Origin of the sequence: Streptomyces sp. NPDC005576 (genome assembly GCF_042871745.1) — a bacterium.
Taxonomy (GTDB): domain Bacteria; phylum Actinomycetota; class Actinomycetes; order Streptomycetales; family Streptomycetaceae; genus Streptomyces.
Map to the genome: position 1 here is coordinate 189,933 of NZ_JBIAJC010000006.1, position 22,113 is coordinate 212,045.

Genomic DNA, 22,113 nt, shown 5'->3' on the forward strand with positions numbered 1-22,113 from the left:
GAAGGCTCGTGGAACGCTGCCCCAGCCGTCGATCGCCCAGATGGCAGCCGGGGCCGGCGTCTCCCGCGCGTGCCTGTCCACGGGGAAGAGCCGGTACGACACATACGGCGAGGCCGGGCTACAGGACCACTCCAGCGTCCCGCGCTTCTCACCGTCTCAGGCCCCAACCGAAAGCGTTGAGAAGCGATCGCCAAACCGCGTGGCGCGGTTGCCGCTCGACCTCTCGCGCGCATTGCTGTCGGCGTACAGGTGAACGTACTCAGCCCCTGTGGGCGGACGCGCCCGGTTCTCGCGGTGGTTGAACGACTGGTCAGAGGGTGCGCGATTGCCGCTCAAGGCGGCTTGCGAGGGCGTTCTTCACGTCGGGCCAGTCAGGGGCCGTGATGCTGTACAGCGCGGAGTCACGGATCCAGCCGTCGCGCATGACCATGTGCTGGCGCAAGATCCCTTCGTGGGTGGCGCCGAGGCGGGTGATCGCGGCCCGCGATGTGCTGTTGCGGACGTCGGTGAGGAACTCGACGCGGTTCATGGCGAGGGTCTCGAACGCGTGGCTCAGCATCAGCAGTTTGGCCTCGGTGTTGACGGCGGTGCGCTGCCAGGCACGGCCGAGGAAGGTGAAACCGATCTCAAGTCTGCGGTTCGGCAGGCTGATCGCCATGAAGCGGGTGGATCCGGCAATGCGTCCGGTAGCCAGGTCGATGGTCGCGTACGCGAGCTGGGTGCCGGCGGAGCGAGCGGCGAGCGCGTCGTCGATGAACGCACCCACGTCGTGGGGGTGAGGGACGAGCGTCACGTGCAGCTTCCACAACTCGCCGTCGCGGATCGCTTCGCACAGCCCGTCGTGATGGTCGTGGGTGAGCGGTTCCAGTCGCACGTGAGTGCCCGCCAGCGCGGTGGTCCGCAGCTCCATCCCTACCCCCAAGTGATCGCCCGACTCCGCGTGGACGCTATCGGCGCGGACGGGCCGACAGCCGGGGTGACCAGCATCCGGGCAGAGCTGAGCACGTTCAGTCGTTCCCCGGTCGAGCGCCCCGTCGACCAGGTCGGCGGACGAACCGGGCGAGGTGGTCCTCGGGCAGCCAGTCGTCCGGCGACGGAGGCAGCAGCAGGACCTGGTGCGGATCGAAGGCCCGAAACGTCTTGTCCACCGCCGCCGGACGGCCCCAGACCGCTTCGTCTCGACCGACTCGACAGTCTCTCCCCACCACATATGTGGTGATCGTCCCGCATGGAAGAGCACGGAGCGCAACCGGGCGCCGTCGGGCCTTGGTGCGTGGCAGTGACTCAGTCTTGCCGACGGAAGTCCAGCATGCAGAAGACCTTGTCGTAGCGGTGTTCGCCGACGGCGACGAAGTCGGCGAGACGGCCGTATTCGGTGAAGCCCAGCGACCGGTAGAGGTGCAGGGCACTGGTGTTGTCGCCACGGGCGTCCAGGGTGAGGACTTCGATACCCGCCTCCCGGGCGTCAGCGATCAGGGCAGAGGTCAGCGCCCGGCCGACGCCGCGACCATGGGCAGCAGCGTCTACCGCGACCTTCTCCGGATCGGCGTGTGGCCGATGGGTCGGTCGTTGTAACGCAGCCAGTACCCCAGTCCCACGAGCCGACCGTCGAGGTAAGCAGCACGCAGGGCCGCATCCCCGGCCCGCACCGCGGAGACGACGCGGTCAAGAAGTTCCGCCACCTCATCCCGTGAGGGTGGTTCGACCCAGCCCAGCGCAGCACCTCCGCTGACCAGCTCCACCAGGATCTGGTGGGCCGACTTCGCGAACCGGACCTCCAGCTCCGGATCGGCAGTCAGCTCCATGGCGTCAAGGATGATGGCGGGCTCAGTGGTCACACCGCTGGTCATGGCCGGATCCATGACCAGGCAGCCCCCGGCCCACCCGAGACCCCGCTCTCCGGCCTCGGCTGCAGCGAAGCGGTTACTGACCCACGCCCCTAGGGGATCGCAGGAATCAACCTGCTGGTTCCGAGACGTGACTTCGCAGGCCGGAGCGTCGGGTGCCCGCATGTTGTTCTTCCGCGAGCCCTCAGCCGCCGAGCTCGTGGTGACGGGCCGTCAGCCGGTGCGCGCCGGTCTCGGTGAGGGAGCCGAAGAGGCGCAGCCGGGAGATCCCGCCGTCCGGGAAGATGTCGATGCGCACCCGGGTGGCGCGTAGCGGCGCTTCCAGGACGAACCGGTGGTTGGTGTCCGGCTGGAGGCGGGTGCGGGGCAGGAACTCGGTCCACGCCTCGTCGTCCCCGTCCGCTCCGTCGCCCTCGTCGCGGAGCGAGAGTGTCGCCCAGCCGGCCGCGTTGCCCTTGAGACAGGCGGTGTCGATCTCCACCGCCCGGATCTCCGCCTGCGCGGGCAAGGTGTAACGGATCCAGTCGTTGCCCCGGTCGCGGCGGCGGCGGGTCTCCCAGCCGTCGTCCATCCGCCGGGAGCGGCCGGGCTGGATGCTGTTGGTGGCCGGGGAGTAGAAGCGGTCCGAGGCGTCCTCCACCCGGCCGCCGTTCTCCAGGGCCAGCAGGTCGAAGGTGCCGAGGGCGGTGAGCCACGCGGGGTCGGGTACGACCTCTCCGTGGACCCGGAGCCGGGCGATGCCCCCGTCCGGGTGCTGGTTGACCCGCAGGTGGGTGAAGCGCTGCTCGGCGTCGACCGTGAAGCCGTTGGCGGCGTGGCCGGCGATCTCCGTAGGGGGCACCAGCGTCGTCCACTTCACGTCCGGCGCCAGCAGTTCCTCCGGCGAGGGGGCGCCCGGCAGCGAGGTGGCTTCCACGGAGACGGCGCGTGGGTAGTTGCCGCGGAAGTGGGCGGTGTCCACGACCAGTCCCCGTACGATGCCGGGGGCGCCGAGCCGTACGAGTGCCCAGTCGTGGTCCTCGTCCTCGGGGTGCGGGCGGTCGGCGCTCGCACCGCGCCGGCGGCGGGTCTCCCAGCCGTCCATGATCTTGCCCTTGTGCCCGAAGCGTTCGGGGTCGAAGACGGCGTGTCCCGGCTTCAGCAGGTTCTCCCGTTCCGCGAAGAACTCGTCGTTGGCGGCGACGACCCCTGCGCCGAGCTGCCGCGCGGCGAGGTCCACGTAGTGGCCGAAGGGGAATCCGGCGGGGCCCGGGGTGCGGTAGTCGGCGTACGGGTCGCCCCCCGTGTAGGGGAGGGCGTCTCCGGTCCAGCGCGGCGTCACGGGCTCCGTCATGGTCACAGGTTCCTTTCGAGCAGGCGGCCGGAGGGGTCGGCGAAGACGCCGTCGTGGACGATCCGGCTCCCGCGCAGCCAGGTCGACGTGACGACGCCGTCCAGGGTCCGGCCCGCGTAGGCGGTGACCTGGTTGCGGTGGTGGAGGGCTGCGGGATCGACGGTGAAGGTCGCCTCGGGATCGAGTACGGCGAAGTCGGCGTCGCGACCGGGCTCGATGGCGCCCTTCCGGTCCAGTCCGGCGAGCCGTGCGGGGCCGGTGGACATCCAGCGCGCCACGTCGTCGAGACAGTGGCCGCGCCGTCGGGCCTCGGTCCAGATGGCGGGCAGCCCCAGCTGGAGGGAGGAGATGCCGCCCCAGGCGGAAGCGAAGTCGGGCGTCTTCAGGTCCGAGGTGCAGGGCGAGTGGTCGGAGACGATACAGCTGATGACCCCGTCGGCGAGCCCCTGCCACAGCGCGTCCTGGTTGGCCGCCTCACGGATGGGTGGGCAGCATTTGTACTCGGTCGCCCCGTCCGGTACTTCCTCGGCGGTGAGGGTGAGGAAGTGCGGGCAGGACTCGACGGTGACGCGTACCCCCTCGCGTTGCGCCGCGGCGATGAGCGGCAGCGCGTCGGCGGACGAGAGGTGCAGGACGTGGACGCGGGCGTTCAGCCGTTTCGCATGGGCGATGAGCCCCTCGATCGCCGCGTTCTCGGCGGCCCGGGGGCGCGAGGCCAGGAAGTCGGCATAGGCGGGGCCGCCCCGCTGCGGGGCCGCGTCCAGGTGGCCGGGGTCCTCCGCGTGGACGATGAGCAGACCGCCGAAGCCCGCTATCTCGGCCAGCGAGCGCCCCAGCCCCTCCTGGTCCAGGTGCGGGAACTCGTCGACACCGGACGGGGAGAGGAAGCACTTGAAGCCGAAGACGCCGGCCTCGTGGAGCGGTCGCAGATCCTTGACGTTCGCCGGGACCGCACCGCCCCAGAAGCCGGTGTCCACATGCGCCCGGGAGGCCGCGACCCGCTGCTTGGTCCTCAGGTGCCCTACCGTGGTGGTCGGCGGGAGGGAGTTGAGCGGCATGTCGAGGAGAGTCGTGATGCCCCCGGCGGCCGCCGCCCGGGTGGCCGTCCAGAAGCCCTCCCACTCGGTGCGCCCCGGGTCGTTGACGTGCACATGAGTGTCGACGAGCCCGGGGAGGAGAGCCCGGTCGCCGAGTTCCTCCAGCCGTACGCCCGGAGGTACTTCGGTGTCGTGCGGCAGGACCGCCCCGATCCGCCCGGCACGGACCGCGACCACGGCGGGGCGCGTCCCCGCGGGGGTGACCACGCGGGTCGACCGCAGCATCAGATCGGCGTGCGCGGGCCCGCTCGTCCCCCCGTCCGCGTCCAGGTCTCTCCGTACGTGTCCACCGAACACCGGTACTCCTCGCTCCGCTCGCGGCGGGACGACCTCAGCGACGTCAACGAATTGTTGAAGGGGCTTCCTGCGGGGAGTCTTCATGCGGGTTTCCCCTCCGTCAAGCCCCCTCCGCCGCCGGAGCGTCCCGCGCGCGGCCCGCCGGCAGAGGGCGCGCGGCCTGCCGAAACGTCCCGGAAACAGAATCGGGCTTTCCCCGCCCCGGACCGCGTCCGGACGACCCACGGGGACGGCAGACGCCCCCGCGAGGCCCCCGGCCCCCCCTGCTTCCGGCCGTGGAAAACAGCCTCTGACCGGTGCATACGCCCTGCCACGACCAGTGCGCGGACCGCGACGGTCCCGGTACGCTGCTACCTTGCCCACCGCTTCGAAAGGACCGTTGACGTGCCGCCGTCCGACGCCAGCACTTCCGACTCCAAGACCGCCGGTTCCAGCGGTGGGGTGCAGTCCCTGGAGCGCGCCTTCGACCTGCTGGAGCGGATGGCCGACGCAGGGGGCGAGGTGGGTCTGAGCGAACTCTCCACGGCCGGCGGTCTGCCGCTCCCCACCATTCACCGTCTGATGCGCACGCTGGTGGTCTGCGGGTACGTACGCCAGCAGCCCAACCGCCGCTACGCGTTGGGCCCCCGGCTCATCCGCCTGGGCGAGTCGGCGTCCCGACTGCTCGGCACCTGGGCGCGGCCCTACCTCCAGCACCTGGTGGAGGAGACGGGCGAGACCGCGAACATGGCGCTGCTCGACGGCGACGAGGTGGTGTACGTCGCGCAGGCGCCCTCGAAGCACTCGATGCGGATGTTCACCGAGGTGGGGCGCCGGGTCCTGCCGCACTCCACCGGCGTCGGCAAGGCGCTGCTCGCGCACGCGTCGCCCGAGGAGGTACGGGCACTGCTGGCACGCACCGGGATGCCGGCCGCCACCGAGAAGACGATCACCACTCCGGAGGGCTTCCTCGAAGCGCTGGAGCAGGTCCGCCGCGCCGGTTACGCCGTCGACGACAACGAGCAGGAGATCGGGGTTCGGTGTCTGGCGGTCGCCGTGCCCGGCTCCCCCACCGCCGCCGCGATCTCCATCTCGGGCCCGGCCGGGCGGGTCACCGAGGCGGCGACGGAACGGATCGTGCCGATCCTCCAGCAGACGGCGAAGGAGCTCTCCGCCGTTCTCGCGGCGGGCGGTTGAGCCACGGGGGGAGCACGTCGGGGGAGGGAGGAGTGGCGGAGCCACGATGCCCGGCTGTACCGCCCCTCCCCCGGCACCGCACACCGGCCGCGCGACACCTCACCGCCGCGCGACACCTCACCGCCGCGGCGGCTCGCCGAAGAGGTCCACCGCGATCCGTACCGCCCGGAGCGCGGGCGCCAGCGCGCTCACCGAACCGATCGCTCCCGCGATCAGCAGCAGGGAACGGCGGAGCCGGGGAATCTCCGGCACCCCGCTGACCGCCATGGAGTCCAGCGCGGCCAGCTCCTCCTCCGCGATCCCCCGGTCGGAGAACTCGGCGGGATGTCCGGCCAGCTCGCGGCGGAGCCGGGACACCGCTGTCCGCAACTCCGTGACCCTGGGGTCCTCGCTGCTCCCGGTCACCCGCTGCTGCTCCATACTTCGCAACAATGCACTCCCCCTTGCACGACGTCGTGCCTATGCCTTTCGCGCTCCGGCGCGTGGTCAAGTGCGCCGGAGTGGAGGCAAGTTAACGCCATTGAAGGTGGCCGGCGCCACTCCGTGACGAGAAATCGGGGTTACCCCTGAGAGGGACCCCACTTTCGCGCGTACCAGCCCGTTCGACGACGTGTCGGTGGTATTGAGTGGACATGGTTCCTGTGCGGATGAACCCCCTGGTCACCGGGGTGCTGCTCGCCGCCGGCGGCGGTCGGCGCCTCGGCGGGCGGCCCAAGGCGCTGCTCATGCACCGGGGGCGTCCACTGGTCGAACACGCGATTCGATCACTGCGCGACGGCGGCTGTGACCGGATCGTGGTGGTGCTGGGCGCCGCCGCCGACGAGGTGCGGTCCCGGAGCTCGCTCGCGGGATGCGCGGTGACGGTCAATCCGGAGTGGCAACAGGGCATGGGCGGTTCGCTGCGCGCGGGTCTGGCCGCCCTCGCGGGCACCGGGACGGAGGCGGCGCTCGTTCTCCTCGTCGACCAGCCCGGTGTCGGCGCCGAGGCCGTCTCCCGGGTCCGTGCGGCGCACACCTCGCGGGCGAGCCTCGCGGCGGCCTCGTACCACGGCACGCGGGGCCACCCGGTACTCCTCGGCGCGGACCACTGGGCGGGAGTGTCGGCGGGCGCCACGGGTGACCAGGGGGCCCGGGCCCATCTGTGGGAGCACCGGGCGGCTCTCACGCTCGTCGAGTGCGCGGACGTGGCGGATGCGTACGACATCGACACCCCGGAGGACCTGAGGCACCTCGCGGGCCCCTGACGACCCGGGCCGGGTCCCCGTACGCCGGGGCGGTCCTCCGTCCCCGGCCCTCGTCGAACACCTTCGGCACGACCGGAACCCCGTCCGAGCGACACAGGGCCGACGGCCTGGACCGTCCGCGCCACGCCACGCCACGCCACGCCACGCCCTGGGACCATTGAGGTTCCACCATGAGGAAACTACTATCCACTATCCAGAAGAGACAGATACGTCGAAGACCGCGCACGCCCGTTCGCCCGCTCGCCCGCTCGCTGAAGGAGTGACAGCCCATGTCCGCACCGGCGCCCTCCCCGCTGGTCATCGTCGACGCCGAGCACCTGCCCCGGCAGGAGGAGGTGCTCACCGACGCGGCCCTCGCGTTCGTGGCCGAACTGCACCGGCGGTTCACCCCCCGCCGTGATGAGTTGCTCGCCCGCCGGGGTGAGCGCCGCGCGGAGATCGCCCGCACCTCGACGCTGGACTTCCTGTCGGAGACGGCCGGCGTCCGCGCCGACGACTCCTGGCGGGTGGCGCCCGCACCGGCGGCGCTGAACGACCGCCGGGTGGAGATCACCGGTCCGACGGACCGGAAGATGACGATCAACGCCCTCAACTCCGGTGCCCGGATCTGGCTGGCCGATTTCGAGGACGCGTCGGCCCCCACCTGGGAGAACGTCGTCCTCGGGCAGCTCAATCTGATCGATGCCTACGAGCGCCGCATCGACTTCACCGACCCGAAGTCCGGGAAGTCGTACGCCCTGCGGCCGGCAAAGGAGCTGGCGACCGTCGTCACCCGCCCGCGCGGCTGGCACCTGGACGAGCGTCACCTCCAGCTCGAAGGAACACCGGTCCCCGGAGCGCTGGTCGACTTCGGCCTGTACTTCTTCCACAACGCCCAGCGGCTGATCGACCTCGGCAAGGGCCCGTACTTCTATCTCCCGAAGACGGAGTCCCACCTGGAGGCCCGGCTCTGGAACGACGTCTTCGTCTTCGCCCAGGAGTACGTGGGCATCCCCCGGGGCACGGTCCGCGCGACGGTCCTCATCGAGACGATCACCGCCGCCTACGAAATGGAGGAGATTCTCTACGAGTTGCGCGAGCACGCCTCCGGACTCAACGCCGGACGCTGGGACTATCTCTTCTCCATCGTCAAGAACTTCCGTGACGGCGGTACGAAGTTCGTCCTGCCGGACCGCAACGCGGTCACGATGACGGCCCCGTTCATGCGCGCGTACACCGAACTCCTCGTCCGCACCTGCCACAAGAGGGGAGCGCACGCCATCGGTGGCATGGCGGCCTTCATTCCCTCGCGCCGCGACGCCGAGGCCAACAAGGTCGCGTTCGAGAAGGTCAAGGCGGACAAGGACCGCGAGGCAGCCGACGGCTTCGACGGTTCGTGGGTCGCCCACCCGGACCTGGTCCCGATCGCCCTCGCCTCCTTCGACGCGGTGCTCGGCGACAAGCCGAACCAGAAGGACCGGCTCCGCGAGGACGTGTCGGTGGCGGCGGGCGACCTGATCGCCGTCGACAGCCTGGACGCCCGCCCCACGTACGACGGTTGGCGCAACGCCGTCGCGGTCGGCATCCGCTACATCGAGGCATGGCTGCGCGGTACGGGTGCCGTCGCCATCTTCGGCCTCATGGAGGACGCGGCAACGGCGGAGATCTCCCGCTCGCAGATCTGGCAGTGGATCAACGCGGACGTCGTCTTCGAGAACGGCCGACACGCCACCGCCGACCTGGCCCGCGAGGTCGCCGCCGAGGAACTGGCCACCGTACGCGCCGGGATCGGCGACGAGGCGTTCGCCGCCGGCCGCTGGCAGGAGGCCCACGACCTGCTGCTCCGGGTGGCGCTGGACACGGACTACACGGACTTCCTCACCCTGCCCGCGTACGAGCAACTGCGCTGAGCGGAGCGTCGGCGACCGAAGATCGCGGCCGCCTTGTCAGTGGCCACGGGGACCCTGCGCGCATGAACTCACCCGGCAAGGAGAAGAAGACTCTCTCGGCGTTCCTCGCGGCACAGCGAGCCAGCGTGCTGGCGATTGTCGACGGGCTCGACACGAAGGCACTGACCACGGCGGTCCTGCCCTCCGGTTGGACGCCCCTCGGGCTCGTAGAACATCTGGGGCACGCCGAGAGGCACTGGTTCCAGGAGGTCGTCCTCGGAGCGGCCGAACCGTTGCCATGGCCCGATGACCATGCCCCGCTGACGACACCACGAGAACCGAAGGTGGTTTTCGCCTTCTACCAGGATCAGTGTCGCCGTTCCGATGCCGTGATCGCCCGCACGCCCTTGTCGGCACCCCCGCGGGGTCGCCCCCCCGAACCGCTGGGGGACGAACTCGCTGACCTGCGCGGGATTGTCATGCATGTGATCGAGGAGACCGCGCGGCACGCTGGACATCTGGACATCGCTCGCGAACTCATCGACGGCCGGACAGGGCTTGGACCTCGCTGAGCACCTGCCCGTGGCCCTGCCCGGCACCATCCTCCACAGCGATCCCGCCAGGGGCAGGATCGCCCGGTCGCCGCTCCCGGCGTTGTCCACCGCAGCGAGCGCGGTCACCGGGCGGTCCCACGGCGCCTGCTCGCCGTCGCCCTTCGGCAGCTTCCGTGGTCCTCACTCGGACGGGTGACGGCGGACGGAAGCCGGTCCGGCTGGGCGGGGGCGTTCGCCACACTGACGGTCATGGCTTCTGCTCCTGTGGTGGCGACGGCGGGTGACCAGCACTTCGCGCGGGCGATGTGTGACATCGCCGAGAGGTCCCCCGCCCGAGCGGGCAGGGAGGCGGAGTTCGGCCGGACGGTGGGGGCCGTGCGTGCTGCAACGGTGGCGGGCGGCGGCGCGGATGCCGTCCGCACGTCGGAGGTCCTGCTCGAGACCTACGCCGACGCACCCACCCGACCGGCGTCGTGGCCGCAGCTGCCCGCGCCGCCCTCGACCTGCACCGCGCCCCGACCGCCGACCCGGCCGGTCAGTCGACCGGCGCCGAAACACCGGCGGGTGCAACCGGCACCGGCGAGCGTCGCCGATTGGTTTCCCCGTTCCCCCGAAGAGAGCGTGAAGCGAATGCCACAGCCCTTCAACCTCCCCGCCTTCTACCTGCCGTACCCGGCCCGGCTCAACCCGCACCTGGAGCAGGCCCGGGAACACTCCCGCGACTGGGCGCGCGGCATGGGCATGCTGGAGGGCTCGGGCGTCTGGGAGCAGCAGGACCTCGACACGCACGACTACGCGCTGCTGTGTGCCTACACCCACCCGGACTGCGACGAGGCCGAGCTGGCGTTGCTGACGGACTGGTACGTGTGGGTCTTCTTCTTCGACGACCACTTCGTGAAGACCTTCAAGCACAGCCAGGACCGGCCCGGCGGCAAGGCATACCTGGACCGGCTGCCCGCCTTCATGCCGCTCGCCCCTGCGACTCCGACGCCTGAGCCGCGCAACCCGGTGGAGGCAGGTCTGGCCGAGTTGTGGTTGCGCACCGCCCCGGGTACCTCGGCGGACTGGCGCGAACGCTTCGCGCTCAGCACCGAGCACCTGCTCAACGAGTCGATCTGGGAGCTGTCCAACATCAGCATCGGCCGGGTCCCCAACCCCGTCGAGTACATCGAGATGCGCCGCAAGGTGGGCGGTGCGCCCTGGTCGGCCGTGCTGGTGGAGCACGCGGTCGGGGCGGAGCTCCCGCCCGCCGTCGCACGGTCGCGGCCGCTGGTGGTACTCCGGGACACCTTCTCGGACGCGGTGCACCTGCGCAACGACCTCTTCTCGTACCAGCGCGAGAGGGAGGAGGAGGGCGAGCTGAGCAACGGCGTGCTGGTGCTGGAGACCTTCTTCGGGATCAGCACGCAGGAGGCCGCCGACCGGGTCAACGACCTGCTGACGTCCCGGCTGCAGCAGTTCGAGGACACCGCGCTCACCGCGCTCGGCCCGCTCCTCGCCGACCACGGTCTCGGTGGCGAGGACACCGCCCGGGTCGCGGCCTACGTCAAGGGGTTGCAGGACTGGCAGGCAGGCGGCCACGAGTGGCACCTGCGCTCCAGCCGCTACATGAACGGCGGCCCGCAAGCCGGTCTGCCGCTGCCGCTGGGTGCGCTCGGCACCTCGGCGATGGACATCAAGCGCGTGGTCAGCGCGACCGGGGCCAAGCGCCTGCGCAACTTCGCCTTCGTCCCGCACCAGCCCACCGGCCCCTCCCAGGTGCCCGAGATGCGGCTCCCGGCCCGGGTGCGGGTCAGCCCCCATGTGGACGGGGTCCGGCGGGACGTGGCCGCATGGGCCGGCCGGACGGGCATGTTCGCCCCGGAGCCGCGGGCCGGCGGCCGGCGGGTGTGGACCGAGGAGACCTTCGCCCGTTTCGACCTCGGCCTGCTCGGAGCGTGCACCATGCCCGACCTCACCGCCGAGCAGATGACCGCGGCCACCTCCCTGGTCGCCTGGGGCTGCTACGGGGACGACTTCTTCGACGCCGCCTACGGGTGCCGGCGCGACCTCGCCGGGGCCAAGCTGGCCTCCGCCCGGCTGATGGAGATCACCGCTCCCGAGCCGACCGTCCCGGTCGTGCCAGCCGACGCGCTGGAGCGCGGGCTCACCGACCTCTGGTCCCGGGTCGGCACCGGCCTCACGCCCGCCGCCCGGGAGACCGTGCGTGGGCTGCTCGCCGAGCTGTTCGAGGGCTGGCTGACCGAGATCGCCAACCTCGCCCACCACCGTCTCCCCGACCCGGTGGACTTCCTCGAACTGCGCCGCCGGACCGCCGGTGGCGAATTCTTCACCACTGTCCCGGCCCTGCTGGGCGGCGGCGTACACCGGCAACTGCCCGACGCCGTCCGGGACAGCGGCACCGTGCGGTCCCTGGAACAGACGGCCGCCGACCACGCCGGCCTGGTCAACGACCTCTTCTCGTACCAGCGGGAGATCGAGTTCGAGGGGGATTTCCACAACGCCTCGCTCGTGGTGCAGCACTTCTTCGACTGCGGCTACCCGGAAGCGGCCCGGGTCGTCGCCGACCTCGCCACCGCACGCCTCGACGAGTTCGAGCACCTGGCCACCGCCGAACTGCCCGTCCTCTGCGACGACCTAAACCTCGACAGCACAGAACGGCAGACCGTCGCCAACCACGTCGAGCGGCTCAGGACCGCCATGACCGGCAACCTGCACTGGCACGCCATCAGCGGCCGCTACCGCGAAGCCGACCTGCGCCACCACCATCGCCGCACCCTCTCCGGTCCCACCGGCATCGGCACCGCCGCCGCCCGCCTCCCCCGCCTGGCCGGCTGAGTCACCGGGACGGCGGCCGGCGGCTCGGCGGCGGCCGGGTTCTCCTCAGCGGCCGGCAACAGGTCCTGACGGGCAGGCATGTCGTTCTGTCGCATGTCAGGATGTCGCCATGCAGGTGTCGGATGCTCTCGTTGCTTTCCAGGTATCGGTCTACGAGGAGCGGATCACGCTGGCCGACTTCGTCAGGTCCAGCGGTCCTGTCAGGGATGGGAGCGCTGTCGTCCGAGAGGAAGCTGCCGGACTCCAGAGGTCCCTCGAAGAGTCGGAGCGCACGTTGCAGCAGGCGGTGCGAGGTGCTGCGCGCACGGAAGACGAGTTTCGGGAGGTGCGGCGCGATCTGAGACGGCGGGCAGCAATCAGCCTCGCGGAGAAGAGTTCGGATCCGGCTGTCTGATCACGCGGTGAGGGCTGGTCCGCCGCCACGGCGGACGCGCCCTTCTCACTGCGGATGCGGGCGCGCTCGCGGCGTTCGACGCCGCGAGCCAACCGAAATCTTCCACCGGTGGCCGGCCCCCCTGCTCAGTTTCGTCATGGAGGAGTACGTGTCACCCGGGGACTGAGCGGCCGGGAGGTCCGGCGGGGTCAGCTTGAACATCTTCTGCTGATCGGGGAGAAGCGCAATATCGAGATCCAGGTGATGCCTTCGGACCGCGAGGACAACGCCGGCGTGGACGGACCGTTCACGGTGCTCACCCCGCAACACGGCGAGCCGGTCGGCTATCTCGAAGTGCAGGGTCGGAGCACACTGGTGACCGAACGCGCGGAAGTCCGAGCCCTGTCGGCCCGATTTGGCAGGCGCTCACCCCGCGTGAGTCGCTGGCCTTCATCGAAAAACAGCTGGGAGAGGTATGAACGTCCACGACACCACGGGTGGTTCGGTAGCAGCGCTGCGCTGGTTCGAGAGCAGCTACAGCGGCGCCGAGGGCGGACAGTGTCTTGAGGTCGCCACCTCGCCCGGCACCGTCCACATCCGCGACTCCAAGCACCGCACCGGCCCCACCCTCACGGTCGCGTCCGATGCCTGGGCCTCCTTCGTCGCGGGTATCAGCCGCGACTGACCCGGGTACGCATCGGTCGGCCGTGAAAACGGACCGGCCGCCCCTCCCCCCGTGTGGGCGGGAAGGGGCGGCCGGTATCAGCCGATGCGCTGGATGCGCGTCGTCCGGTTCAGCGATCAGACCAGGTCGGGGTACTGGTTCCAGCCCCCACTGCCGATCGTGACGCGGGCCTTGAACGGCGTCTTGGTGACGCCGGTGCCCGCGTAGAAGAACAGCTGGCCCTTGGAGTTGGACGTCAGGAGGTCGGCGATGCCGTCCCCGTTGATGTCACCCGGAGCCGCGAGGGTGGAGTACTGGCTCCAGCCGCTGCCACCGACCTGGACGCGGGTCCCGAAGGGGGTGGCCGCCTTGCCGGTGCCGGGGTAGAGGAACAGCCCGGCGGAGCTGCGGGCCAGCAGGTCCGCGCGACCGTCGAGGTTGTAGTCACCGGCGCCGACCAGCTTGTTGTACTGGCTCCAGCCGCTGCCGCCGACCTGGACCCGGCCCTTCATGGAGAGGCCGTCGCCGTTGCCCGCGTAGAAGTACAGCGCGGTGGAACTGCGGGCGAGCAGGTCGCTCTTGCCGTCACCGTTGAGGTCGCCGGGGCCGACGACCAGGTTGTACGACTTCGAACCGGCCGCGAGGTCGGTGTCGTCCAGCGCGTAGGCGGCCGTGTTGTACAGGTGGCCGTCGTACGTGCTGTGCGCGATCAGGTCGGACAGGCCGTCGGACCGGAGCGAGACGCTGTGGGTGAGGCGGCTGTCGGAGCGGGTCCAGCCCGTGCCGACCAGGAACTTCGCCTCCAGCTTCCCGGTACCGGTGCCGTCGTAGTAGTACAGCGTGCCGTTGCTGGTCCGGGCGAACACCCCGGCCTTGCCGTACGCCGCCTGGTTGCCGGCACCCGCCAGCTGGGAGATACCGCCCCAGCCGGAGCCTGCGGACACCCGGTCCTGGAAGAAACCGTTGCCCTTGCCGTCGTAGTAGTACATCGTGCCGTCGAAGCCGCGGACCGCGAGGTCGGCGGTGCCGTTGCCGTTGTAGTCGGTGCCGCCGGTGATCTGGTTGTACTGGAGCCAGCCGGTGCCGCCGATCTTGAACTGCGTCTTGAACGGGTACCCGGCGACGCTGCCGTTTCCGGGATACACGTAGACCCCGGAGGCGTTACGGGCCACCAGGTCGGCGACACCGTCACCGGTGAGGTCATCGGCGCCGACCAGCTGGTCGAACTGGCTCCAGCCGGCGCCGCCGATCTTGATGGCCTTGCCGAAGTTGGTGCCGGTGCCCGGGAAGAGGAACAGCCCGGCGGTGCTGCGGGCGATCAGGTCGCTCTTGCCGTCGCCGTTCAGGTCACCCGGAACGACGAGCTTGTTGTACGCCTGCCAGCCGCTGCTGAGCGTGGTGTACGAGGTCATGCCGCCCTCGTAGGTCGCGCCGGCCCCGTTGTGGAGGCGGAGCGATCCGGTGGGCGTCACCGTCAGCAGGTCGGGCAGGCCGTCGCCGGTCATGTCGCCCGGCAGCAGCAGGTCCTTGACCTGGGAGCTCTCCGCGGGGATGACCGTCGCGAAGTCGGAGCCCCAGTCGGTGTAGACGTCGCCCCAGCTTGCGCGGTAGGCGAGGTCGCCGCTGCCGTCACCGTCGAAGTCGGCGCGCTGGGCGGCCGAGGTGACGGCCGCGGCACGGGTCAGCGAGCGCGGCTTGGGTGCCGCGGCCTTCTCACGCCCCGGGATGGAGAAGGTGGGGCGTGTGGTGTGGTGCGGCACGGTGACCGTGCCGGGGATCGCGGCGTCGTTCCCGGCCGCGTGCGCGGTGATCGTCATCGAACCGCTGACCATCAGACCGGCGCAGACGATCGCTGCCGCTGTGGCCATCTTCCGGGTCCGCCTGGACCCGGGTATTGCGAGGTTGGGCATTCTGCCTCCTGTGGAAATGACGACTCCCAGGAGAGCGGCGCACGTGCCGGAGCCGACTCGCGCGTAATGCGGTGTCGGATGTGATGGTGCCGTCGATGTGCCTTCGGTGTCGGTCGTGAAACCGGCGCACGGCATGACGGAAACGAGAATCCCCCCACCAGCGGTGGCGTCCCTCCCCAGGGTCGTGAAATAGATCTATCCCCAGAAGGGCTCTTCAGGCAAGTCGGTTGTCCGTTCGGAGGCTATTCCTTACGCATTCCTGATCGCCTCTCGGAAGGCCAATTCGGGAGGGAAACGGGCAGGTCGCACGCAAACGACGGGGAATGCGTGGCGGGACCGGCAAGAAAAATTGGATGAACGGCAGTCGCTCCGGGCGTCCGACGGAGCGTCATGATCACGTCCATACCGCTCCGAGGGCGACGAATGCACAGATCAGGACGAACAGGATCGCGAGCAGCGGCCAGACGAAGCGCAGGTACCTGTCGTAGCCGATCTTGGCCAGCGCGACGCCGCCGATGGTGACGGCCGTCGTCGGCACCCAGAGGTTCATCCAGCCGCTCGCCGCCTGCCACGCCGTCACCACCACGGCGCGGGAGACACCCGCGAAGTCGGCGAGGGGCGCGAGGATCGGCATGGCGAGGGTCGCGTGGCCGGAGGTGGAGGGGATCAGGAACGCCAGGGGCAGGTTGACGATGAACACGACGACGGCGAAGAGACCGGACGAGGCCCCGGACACCACGCCCTCGATGGAGTGCAGCACCGTGTCGGTGATCTGCGAGTTGTTCATGATGACGGTGACGCCGCGGGCCAGCACGATGACCAGTGCCGGCGAGATGAAGTCCGCCGCGCCCTGCACGATCGTCGCGCTCAGCCTCTGTTCACCGAGCCGGGCCACCACGCCGACGACCACGGCCGCGACCATGAAGAGGGCTGCCAGCTGCGGGAACGACCAGCCGAGTTCGAAGCCGTAGGGCGTGGCGTCCGCGTCCCCGGTGAGGGCACTGGACCAGGGCACCACGGAAAAGATCATGAAGGCGAAGGTCACTCCGACCAGGACCAGGATGATCTGGTGCAGCGGGGTCAGCGGAGGTGGTTCCTCCGCCTTCACCGCCGACTGTTCGTGGTCGCCGGGCAGGAAGCCGGAGAGGGAGCGTGCGGGGTCCCTGCGGACCCGGGAGGCGTACCGGACGACGTAGGCGATGGTCACGGCGGTCAGGACGATCCACATGAGCCCGCGCAGCACGATGCCGTCGCCGAGGGAGATGTCGGCGGCCGACGAGGCGACGCCGGTGGCGAACGGGTTGACGGTGGAGCAGAGCACCCCGATGCCTGCGCCGAGGATGATCGTGCCGGTGGCGACCATGCGGTCGTAGCCGAGGGCGAGCATCAGCGGCACGATCAGTCCGTAGAAGCCCAGGGTCTCCTCGGCGAAACCCTCCACCGTGCCGAGCAGCGAGAAGACCACCATGACGCCGGCGATGAGCAGCGCGCCGCGCTCGCGCAGCCGGTGGGCGAGGCGGCCGATGCCCCGGTCGAGGGCTCCGGTGGCGAAGACGACCGTGATGAACGCGCCGATGGCGATGACGAAGAGGAATACGCCTGCGCTGCCGTACAGTTCGCCCGCCAGATCGGGTCCGACCCGGCCGGTCTCGGCGTCCCGAATTCCGTACAGGCCGTTGACGGGCGAGAGGAAGAGGTCGTTGAGCCGGTCCACGAAGCTCTGGCCGGAGGGGACCCGGTGGTAGGTGCCCTGGACCGGGGCGCCTTCGGCATTGCGGTCGTACGCCCCGGAGGGGATGAGGAAGGCGATCCCCCAGACGGCGAGGGTGACCAGGGCGAGGATCGTCAGCGCGCTCGGGAAGATGAACTTCCGCTTGCCCGGTGGTTTCTCCTGGGAGTCGGCGCCGCCCGTCACCCCGGTGCTCATGCGGCACCTCCGGCCCGGTGGCCGGCCGCGAATTCCCGCAGGAAGGCGGCTTCGGCGATCACCGCCGACCGGAGTTCGGAGAAGAGCACTCGCTCGTTCGGGGCGTGCAGGTTGCACATGTTGTCCTGGGCTCCGAACAGCAGTACCTCCGCTCCGGGCGCTGCTCCGGCCAGGCCGTTCACCAGGGGGATCGACCCGCCACTGGCGATGTACGCGGGTTCCTCGCCCCACCCCTCGCGCAGTGCGGTGCGAGCCGCGCGGTAGGCCGGGCCGTCGGTCCTCGCCTCGAATCCGGGGCCGGTGTCCCCGGCGGTGACGGTGAGCGGGATGCCGAACGGGCGGAGTGCCTCCAGGTGGGTGACGAGGCGTCCCTGGGCCTCCCGGGGGTCCTGCAGCGGGTGGAACCGGAGGTTCAGTTTGGCGCGCGCGTAGGGCACGACGGCCGAGGCCGCCCGGTCGACGCCGGGGGCGTCGATCCCGATGACGGTGATCGCCGGTCCGCTCCAGAGCCGTTCGCCGAGGCTGCCCGATCCCGTCAGGGGCACCCCGTCGAGCACCCCGGCGAGGGAGCGGAACTCCTCCTCGGTGAAGGTGGTGCCGGTCCACTCCTCCCGCCGCAGTCCCTCCACCGCCACGTCGCCGTGCACGTCGTGCAGGGTGGAGAGTGCCGCGAGCAGGGTCAGCAGGGCGTCGGGGGCCGCGCCGCCGAACTCGCCGCTGTGCCGGGGCTCGGTGAGGGTACGGACTTCGACGACGACCTCCGCGGCACCGCGGAGCCCCGTGGTGAGGGTGGGGCTGCCGGGGCGGATGTTGCCGAGGTCGGCGATGACCATGGCGTCGCAGGCGAAGCGTTCCGGATCGGTGGGAGGGTACGTGTCGAAGGCGCTGCCGTACTCCTCCTGGCCTTCCAGGACGATCTTCAGCCCGACCGGGGGCACCCCGCCGAACGCCCGCAGCATCCCGAGGTGGACGATGACGTTCGCCTTGTCGTCGGCGACACCCCGGGCCCTGAGGCCGCCTCCGCCGTCGAGGAGGGTGGGCTCGAAGGGCGGCGACCGCCAGAGGCTCTCGTCGCCCGGGGGCTGCACGTCGTAGTGGCCGTAGAGGAGGACGGTGGGTGCGTCGGGGGTGGGTGGCGGCACCTCGGCCACGATGACCGGCGCGGTGTCGGGGAAGTCCAGCCGGTCGATCCGCGTGACGCCGGCCCCCCGCAGCAGTTCCACCACGAGGTCGTGGGCCTCCAGGACCGGCTCGGGCGGGTAGCCGGGGAAGGCGATGGATGCAATGGCCGTCAGCCGTTCCAGGTCGGCGATCAGACCGTCCATCAGCGCGTCGACCCGGGTGCTCAGGTCCATGGTGCACACCCCTGTTCCTCGTGTACTCGCGTCCGGCACTCGTGTCCGCGGCGGTCCCCGTCGGTACCGGCGTGCGGCGTCCGGCGTCCGGCGGGAGGGCGGCGCGGGGCGTGGGGCTTCCGCGGACACGCCCCAGGGATCAATGGACCACAGGGCGGGCGCTCCCGCCCGTCCGCGGGGCCGGGCGCCGCAACCGCCGCCCCTCGCCCCGCGCCCTGCCCTCAGCCGCCGAGTACGAGGGTGCGCTGCGCGGAGAAGTCACCCCATTTCCCGTCGGGGAGCTTGGCCCGGAGCTTGACGGAGTGCCGGGTGCCCCGGGGTTCGGTGAGCGTCAGCTCGTAGGTGGCGCGGCCCTGGGGGGGCGTACCGCCCCAGACGATGGTCGTGGTCGGTTTCCCGTCGAGGTACAGCTCGTAGGCGGGAATCACCCCGCCCACCTCGGGCTGGTCCCAGGAGAGTCCCACGACGTAACGGCCGGCCCCGCCGCTGGTCTCCGTGCGCAGGCCGGTGGGGGCGGTGCTCGCGGGTGCGCCGGGGGCGGACTTGGTGGTGACGTCGACGGACCGGCTGTCGTCCGAGGACTTGTCCGAGGCATCGCGGGCGCGGACCGTGAAGGTGTAGACGGTCCCGGGGCGCAGGCCGGTCAGCCGGGCGCTGGTCACGGTGCCGGAGACGCTGTGGATGCGGGAGTCCTCCTGGTAGACGTCGTACGAGGAGACTCCGACGTCGTCCGTCGCGGGCTTCCAGGACAGGGTCGCGCTGTCGGTGCCGACCGCGGTGGCGTGCGGTGCCACCGGGACGGACGGCGCCTTCCGGTCGTCGGGCGGGGTGGGCCGGGTGGTGGCGGACACGCCGGGGCCGGGCTCGGAGAGGTTGCCGGCCGCGTCCCGGGCCCGGACGGTGAAGATGTAGCCGGTGGACGCGGTGAGCCCGTCGACGTCGATCATGCGCTTGGTCGCGGGGACGGCTTTCACACGGGTGCCGCCGCGGTAGATCTCGTATCCGGTGACCGCCTTGTCGTCCGAGGACTGCTCCCACATGACGTGCACGGAGGTGGCGCTGCTCACCTGGGCGGTCACGTCCTGGGGGGTGGTGGGCGCCTTGGTGTCGGCCGCCTCGTCCGAACCGCCGCAGCCGGTGAGCAGGGTGAGGAGGAGGAGTGCGGAACAGGTCGACACGACACGCGTGGGGGGACGTTGCACGGCGCTGCCGCCTTTCATCGGGGCATTGGTCCAGACCTGTATGGCACGGTGTGCGGTCGGGTCACAAGGGGGGTGCGCGGAACATTCCGCAATGTGGGGTTGTGCGCCTCGCCCTGCTTGCGTCGGGGACCCCGGACGTGGTGACGGAGTGCGGGGTTCCGCCTCGACGGCCGGACGGACGTGCGGCGGAGCACCCCGTGCCGCCTCGTCCCGAAGCGGCACGGGCGCCCCGCCGCGATCACCGACGCGGCGTCAGCAGGCGATGGCGTACCAGACCGGGGTCCAGTTGACCGTCGTGGACTGATAGGCGGTGGAGGAGAAGAGGTAGTTCTGGTTCTTGTCGTAGAAGTACGCCACGGTGCCGGGGGTCTGGTTGTTGACGAGGGGGCCGCCGCCGGTCAGGTTGGGCAGCTGGTAGAGGGTGTTGCACTTGGTGTAGGCGAAGCTGTTGCCGTTGGCGCCCTGCCCGCACACGTAGGCGTAGGAGCAGGAGAGCGCCGCGGCGGCGGACTTGGTCGCGGTGGGCGACTCCACCGCGTGCCGCCGGGCACCCGCGAGCGCCTTCGCCGCGAGGGTGGCCTCGTCGGGCCGGGCGGAGGCCGACGCCGGCCCCGTCAGCCCGAACAGCGAGCCGGCGACGAGCGTCGTCGCGGCCAGCAGGGTCGCGGCGGTCTTCCGTACTGCCATGAGCGATCTCCCTGAAGATCCCGCCCCCGGAGGGACGGGTACGAGGTGGCTTCCACTTCTGCCCCCGGCCTTCCGCCGGTGCGGACCGAGGAGAGACCCGGGGCGACGCGAGACCTACCCATGCCGAGATTCAGTAACCTTGCGTGACCACATGGTCGCCCCAAGGAGTTTCCGGGGGCACCTCGCCCGCCATCCCCCCATCGAGTGAGTGACGACTCGACCGACCGGGTTGCATGAACATGCATCGAAGTGCATACTTTTCCTATGTCTAAGGTAATGACCTCTCTGCCCGTCGGGGAACGCGTCGGAATCGCCTTCTCCGGCGGTCTCGACACCTCCGTCGCGGTCGCGTGGATGCGCGACAAGGGCGCGGCTCCGTGCACGTACACCGCCGACATCGGCCAGTACGACGAACCCGACATCGCCTCCGTGCCCGGACGCGCTCACGCCTACGGGGCGGAGATCGCCCGGCTGGTCGACTGCCGGACCGCCCTCGTGGAGGAAGGGCTCGCCGCGCTGACCTGCGGGGCCTTCCACATCCGCTCCGGCGGGCGCGCGTACTTCAACACCACCCCGCTCGGCCGCGCGGTCACGGGCACCATGCTGGTGCGCGCCATGCTGGAGGACGACGTCCAGATCTGGGGCGACGGCTCCACGTTCAAGGGCAACGACATCGAGCGGTTCTACCGCTACGGCCTGCTGGCCAACCCGTCGCTGCGCATCTACAAGCCCTGGCTGGACGCCGACTTCGTCACCGAGCTCGGTGGTCGCAAGGAGATGTCCGAGTGGCTGCTCGCCCACGGGCTGCCGTACCGGGACAGCACGGAGAAGGCGTACTCCACCGACGCCAACATCTGGGGCGCGACGCACGAGGCCAAGACCCTCGAGCACCTCGACACCGGTCTGGAGAGCGTCGAGCCGATCATGGGCGTGCGGTTCTGGGACCCGTCCGTCGAGATCGCCACCGAGGACGTCACCGTCGGCTTCGAGCAGGGCCGCCCGGTGACCATCAACGGCAAGGAGTTCGCCTCCGCCGTCGATCTGGTGCTGGAGGCCAATGCCATCGGCGGCCGGCACGGCCTGGGCATGTCCGACCAGATCGAGAACCGGATCATCGAGGCCAAGAGCCGCGGCATCTACGAGGCGCCGGGCATGGCCCTGCTCCACGCGTGTTACGAGCGGCTGGTCAACGCGATCCACAACGAGGACACCCTCGCCAGCTACCACAACGAGGGCCGCCGCCTCGGCCGTCTGATGTACGAGGGCCGGTGGCTGGACCCGCAGGCGCTGATGATCCGCGAGTCGCTCCAGCGGTGGGTCGGCATGGCCGTCACCGGCGAGGTGACCCTGCGGCTGCGGCGCGGCGAGGACTACTCGGTCCTGAACACCTCCGGACCGGCGTTCAGCTACCACCCGGACAAGCTGTCCATGGAGCGCACCGAGGACTCCGCCTTCGGGCCGGTGGACCGGATCGGTCAGCTGACGATGCGTAACCTCGACATCGCCGACTCCCGCGCCAAGCTGGAGCAGTACGCCGCCATCGGCATGGTCGGCACCTCCCACCAGGCGCTCATCGGCGCGCAGTCCGCGTCCACGGCGCTGATCGGCGCGATGCCCGAGGGCAACGCCCAGGAGATCGCCTCGCGCGGGGAGGCCCCCGGCGGCGACAAGCTGCTCGACAGCGCCGCCATGGAGTTCGGCGCCGACTGACGGCCGGACCGCGTACGTACGAAGAGGGAGG

18 protein-coding genes and 2 pseudogenes are annotated in these 22,113 nt (G+C 70.6%); 9 read left to right on the forward strand and 11 right to left on the reverse strand.

The genetic code is table 11. From position 1 onward, the window contains the following. Positions 1-310: 310 nt before the first annotated feature. The 5 genes and pseudogenes from ACFYPN_RS12795 to allB all read right to left on the reverse strand — a co-directional run bounded on the left by ACFYPN_RS12795 (position 311) and on the right by allB (position 4,502). The gene (locus tag ACFYPN_RS12795; RefSeq protein ID WP_358756312.1) at positions 311-910 is read right to left on the reverse strand and encodes a GNAT family N-acetyltransferase; all 600 of its coding nucleotides are present in this window, start codon (positions 908-910) and stop codon (positions 311-313) included. Between the two features lie 111 nt (positions 911-1,021). Next, positions 1,022-1,205, reverse strand: a pseudogene (locus ACFYPN_RS12800) (hypothetical protein); the annotation flags it as partial. A gap of 79 nt (positions 1,206-1,284) precedes the next feature. Next, a pseudogene (locus ACFYPN_RS12805) lies at positions 1,285-1,850 on the reverse strand (GNAT family N-acetyltransferase). Between the two features lie 181 nt (positions 1,851-2,031). Further along, positions 2,032-3,180 (reverse strand): allantoicase, encoded by a 1,149-nt coding sequence (gene alc, locus ACFYPN_RS12810; RefSeq protein ID WP_389298043.1) that lies wholly within the window; start codon positions 3,178-3,180, stop codon positions 2,032-2,034. A gap of 2 nt (positions 3,181-3,182) precedes the next feature. Beyond that, positions 3,183-4,502 (reverse strand): allantoinase AllB, encoded by a 1,320-nt coding sequence (allB, locus tag ACFYPN_RS12815; RefSeq protein ID WP_389298225.1) that lies wholly within the window; start codon positions 4,500-4,502, stop codon positions 3,183-3,185. Between the two features lie 456 nt (positions 4,503-4,958). Here allB and ACFYPN_RS12820 point away from each other — a divergent pair, with 456 nt between their 5' ends. Continuing rightward, positions 4,959-5,750 carry an IclR family transcriptional regulator gene (locus ACFYPN_RS12820; RefSeq protein ID WP_389298045.1) on the forward strand — a complete coding sequence of 264 codons (792 nt, stop codon included), beginning with the start codon at positions 4,959-4,961 and terminating at the stop codon, positions 5,748-5,750. A gap of 117 nt (positions 5,751-5,867) precedes the next feature. Here ACFYPN_RS12820 and ACFYPN_RS12825 read toward each other — a convergent pair whose 3' ends face one another. After that, positions 5,868-6,182 (reverse strand): DUF5955 family protein, encoded by a 315-nt coding sequence (locus ACFYPN_RS12825; protein WP_389298047.1) that lies wholly within the window; start codon positions 6,180-6,182, stop codon positions 5,868-5,870. A 200-nt stretch (positions 6,183-6,382) separates the two neighbouring features. Here ACFYPN_RS12825 and ACFYPN_RS12830 point away from each other — a divergent pair, with 200 nt between their 5' ends. The 7 genes from ACFYPN_RS12830 to ACFYPN_RS12860 all read left to right on the forward strand — a co-directional run bounded on the left by ACFYPN_RS12830 (position 6,383) and on the right by ACFYPN_RS12860 (position 13,312). Beyond that, positions 6,383-6,994: an NTP transferase domain-containing protein gene (locus ACFYPN_RS12830; protein ID WP_389298049.1), complete on the forward strand. Its 612-nt coding sequence runs from the start codon at positions 6,383-6,385 to the stop codon at positions 6,992-6,994. Between the two features lie 269 nt (positions 6,995-7,263). After that, the gene (gene aceB / locus ACFYPN_RS12835; protein WP_389298051.1) at positions 7,264-8,883 is read left to right on the forward strand and encodes a malate synthase A; all 1,620 of its coding nucleotides are present in this window, start codon (positions 7,264-7,266) and stop codon (positions 8,881-8,883) included. Between the two features lie 62 nt (positions 8,884-8,945). Further along, positions 8,946-9,434 (forward strand): DinB family protein, encoded by a 489-nt coding sequence (locus tag ACFYPN_RS12840; protein WP_389298053.1) that lies wholly within the window; start codon positions 8,946-8,948, stop codon positions 9,432-9,434. A 612-nt stretch (positions 9,435-10,046) separates the two neighbouring features. Next, positions 10,047-12,254 carry a germacradienol/geosmin synthase gene (locus tag ACFYPN_RS12845; RefSeq protein WP_389298054.1) on the forward strand — a complete coding sequence of 736 codons (2,208 nt, stop codon included), beginning with the start codon at positions 10,047-10,049 and terminating at the stop codon, positions 12,252-12,254. Between the two features lie 109 nt (positions 12,255-12,363). Beyond that, positions 12,364-12,648 carry a hypothetical protein gene (locus ACFYPN_RS12850; RefSeq protein WP_389298056.1) on the forward strand — a complete coding sequence of 95 codons (285 nt, stop codon included), beginning with the start codon at positions 12,364-12,366 and terminating at the stop codon, positions 12,646-12,648. 54 nt (positions 12,649-12,702) lie between these two features. Then, positions 12,703-13,194 (forward strand): Scr1 family TA system antitoxin-like transcriptional regulator, encoded by a 492-nt coding sequence (locus tag ACFYPN_RS12855; protein WP_389298058.1) that lies wholly within the window; start codon positions 12,703-12,705, stop codon positions 13,192-13,194. Beyond that, entirely contained in the window at positions 13,103-13,312 is a 210-nt protein-coding gene (locus ACFYPN_RS12860) for a DUF397 domain-containing protein (RefSeq protein ID WP_358756290.1), read from the forward strand. Before ACFYPN_RS12855 ends, ACFYPN_RS12860 begins: the two co-directional genes overlap by 92 nt. Before the next feature lie 116 nt (positions 13,313-13,428). Here the strand turns inward: ACFYPN_RS12860 and ACFYPN_RS12865 are convergent, their stop codons facing one another. From ACFYPN_RS12865 to ACFYPN_RS12885, 5 genes are all read right to left on the reverse strand, one after another. Continuing rightward, positions 13,429-15,159, reverse strand: a complete 1,731-nt coding sequence (locus ACFYPN_RS12865) for a VCBS repeat-containing protein (RefSeq protein WP_358756288.1) — start codon at positions 15,157-15,159, stop codon at positions 13,429-13,431. A gap of 436 nt (positions 15,160-15,595) precedes the next feature. Next, positions 15,596-17,128, reverse strand: a complete 1,533-nt coding sequence (locus ACFYPN_RS12870; protein WP_389298060.1) for a YfcC family protein — start codon at positions 17,126-17,128, stop codon at positions 15,596-15,598. Next, the gene (locus tag ACFYPN_RS12875; protein WP_389298062.1) at positions 17,125-18,483 is read right to left on the reverse strand and encodes a M20/M25/M40 family metallo-hydrolase; all 1,359 of its coding nucleotides are present in this window, start codon (positions 18,481-18,483) and stop codon (positions 17,125-17,127) included. The genes ACFYPN_RS12870 and ACFYPN_RS12875 overlap by 4 nt, the downstream gene beginning before the upstream one ends. 221 nt (positions 18,484-18,704) lie before the next feature. Continuing rightward, positions 18,705-19,703 (reverse strand): fibronectin type III domain-containing protein, encoded by a 999-nt coding sequence (locus ACFYPN_RS12880; RefSeq protein WP_358756282.1) that lies wholly within the window; start codon positions 19,701-19,703, stop codon positions 18,705-18,707. 234 nt (positions 19,704-19,937) lie between these two features. Next, positions 19,938-20,372 carry a hypothetical protein gene (locus tag ACFYPN_RS12885; RefSeq protein ID WP_389298064.1) on the reverse strand — a complete coding sequence of 145 codons (435 nt, stop codon included), beginning with the start codon at positions 20,370-20,372 and terminating at the stop codon, positions 19,938-19,940. Between the two features lie 264 nt (positions 20,373-20,636). Here ACFYPN_RS12885 and argG point away from each other — a divergent pair, with 264 nt between their 5' ends. Then, positions 20,637-22,082 carry an argininosuccinate synthase gene (gene argG, locus ACFYPN_RS12890; RefSeq protein WP_358756279.1) on the forward strand — a complete coding sequence of 482 codons (1,446 nt, stop codon included), beginning with the start codon at positions 20,637-20,639 and terminating at the stop codon, positions 22,080-22,082. Positions 22,083-22,113: the final 31 nt, after the last annotated feature.

What these genes read in the sequence shown, in the direction of transcription:
- ACFYPN_RS12865 (WP_358756288.1), bottom strand. Translation starts at nt 15,159, where the DNA reads ATGGCCACAGCGGCAGCGATCGTCTGCGCCGGTCTGATGGTCAGCGGT.
- ACFYPN_RS12845 (WP_389298054.1), top strand. Translation starts at nt 10,047, where the DNA reads ATGCCACAGCCCTTCAACCTCCCCGCCTTCTACCTGCCGTACCCGGCC.
- ACFYPN_RS12885 (WP_389298064.1), bottom strand. Translation starts at nt 20,372, where the DNA reads ATGGCAGTACGGAAGACCGCCGCGACCCTGCTGGCCGCGACGACGCTC.
- allB (WP_389298225.1), bottom strand. Translation starts at nt 4,502, where the DNA reads ATGCTGCGGTCGACCCGCGTGGTCACCCCCGCGGGGACGCGCCCCGCC.
- ACFYPN_RS12860 (WP_358756290.1), top strand. Translation starts at nt 13,103, where the DNA reads ATGAACGTCCACGACACCACGGGTGGTTCGGTAGCAGCGCTGCGCTGG.
- ACFYPN_RS12875 (WP_389298062.1), bottom strand. Translation starts at nt 18,483, where the DNA reads ATGGACCTGAGCACCCGGGTCGACGCGCTGATGGACGGTCTGATCGCC.
- ACFYPN_RS12850 (WP_389298056.1), top strand. Translation starts at nt 12,364, where the DNA reads ATGCAGGTGTCGGATGCTCTCGTTGCTTTCCAGGTATCGGTCTACGAG.
- argG (WP_358756279.1), top strand. Translation starts at nt 20,637, where the DNA reads ATGTCTAAGGTAATGACCTCTCTGCCCGTCGGGGAACGCGTCGGAATC.
- ACFYPN_RS12830 (WP_389298049.1), top strand. Translation starts at nt 6,383, where the DNA reads ATGGTTCCTGTGCGGATGAACCCCCTGGTCACCGGGGTGCTGCTCGCC.
- alc (WP_389298043.1), bottom strand. Translation starts at nt 3,180, where the DNA reads ATGACGGAGCCCGTGACGCCGCGCTGGACCGGAGACGCCCTCCCCTAC.
- aceB (WP_389298051.1), top strand. Translation starts at nt 7,264, where the DNA reads ATGTCCGCACCGGCGCCCTCCCCGCTGGTCATCGTCGACGCCGAGCAC.
- ACFYPN_RS12880 (WP_358756282.1), bottom strand. Translation starts at nt 19,703, where the DNA reads ATGAAAGGCGGCAGCGCCGTGCAACGTCCCCCCACGCGTGTCGTGTCG.
- ACFYPN_RS12855 (WP_389298058.1), top strand. Translation starts at nt 12,703, where the DNA reads ATGCGGGCGCGCTCGCGGCGTTCGACGCCGCGAGCCAACCGAAATCTT.
- ACFYPN_RS12870 (WP_389298060.1), bottom strand. Translation starts at nt 17,128, where the DNA reads ATGAGCACCGGGGTGACGGGCGGCGCCGACTCCCAGGAGAAACCACCG.
- ACFYPN_RS12795 (WP_358756312.1), bottom strand. Translation starts at nt 910, where the DNA reads ATGGAGCTGCGGACCACCGCGCTGGCGGGCACTCACGTGCGACTGGAA.
- ACFYPN_RS12840 (WP_389298053.1), top strand. Translation starts at nt 8,946, where the DNA reads ATGAACTCACCCGGCAAGGAGAAGAAGACTCTCTCGGCGTTCCTCGCG.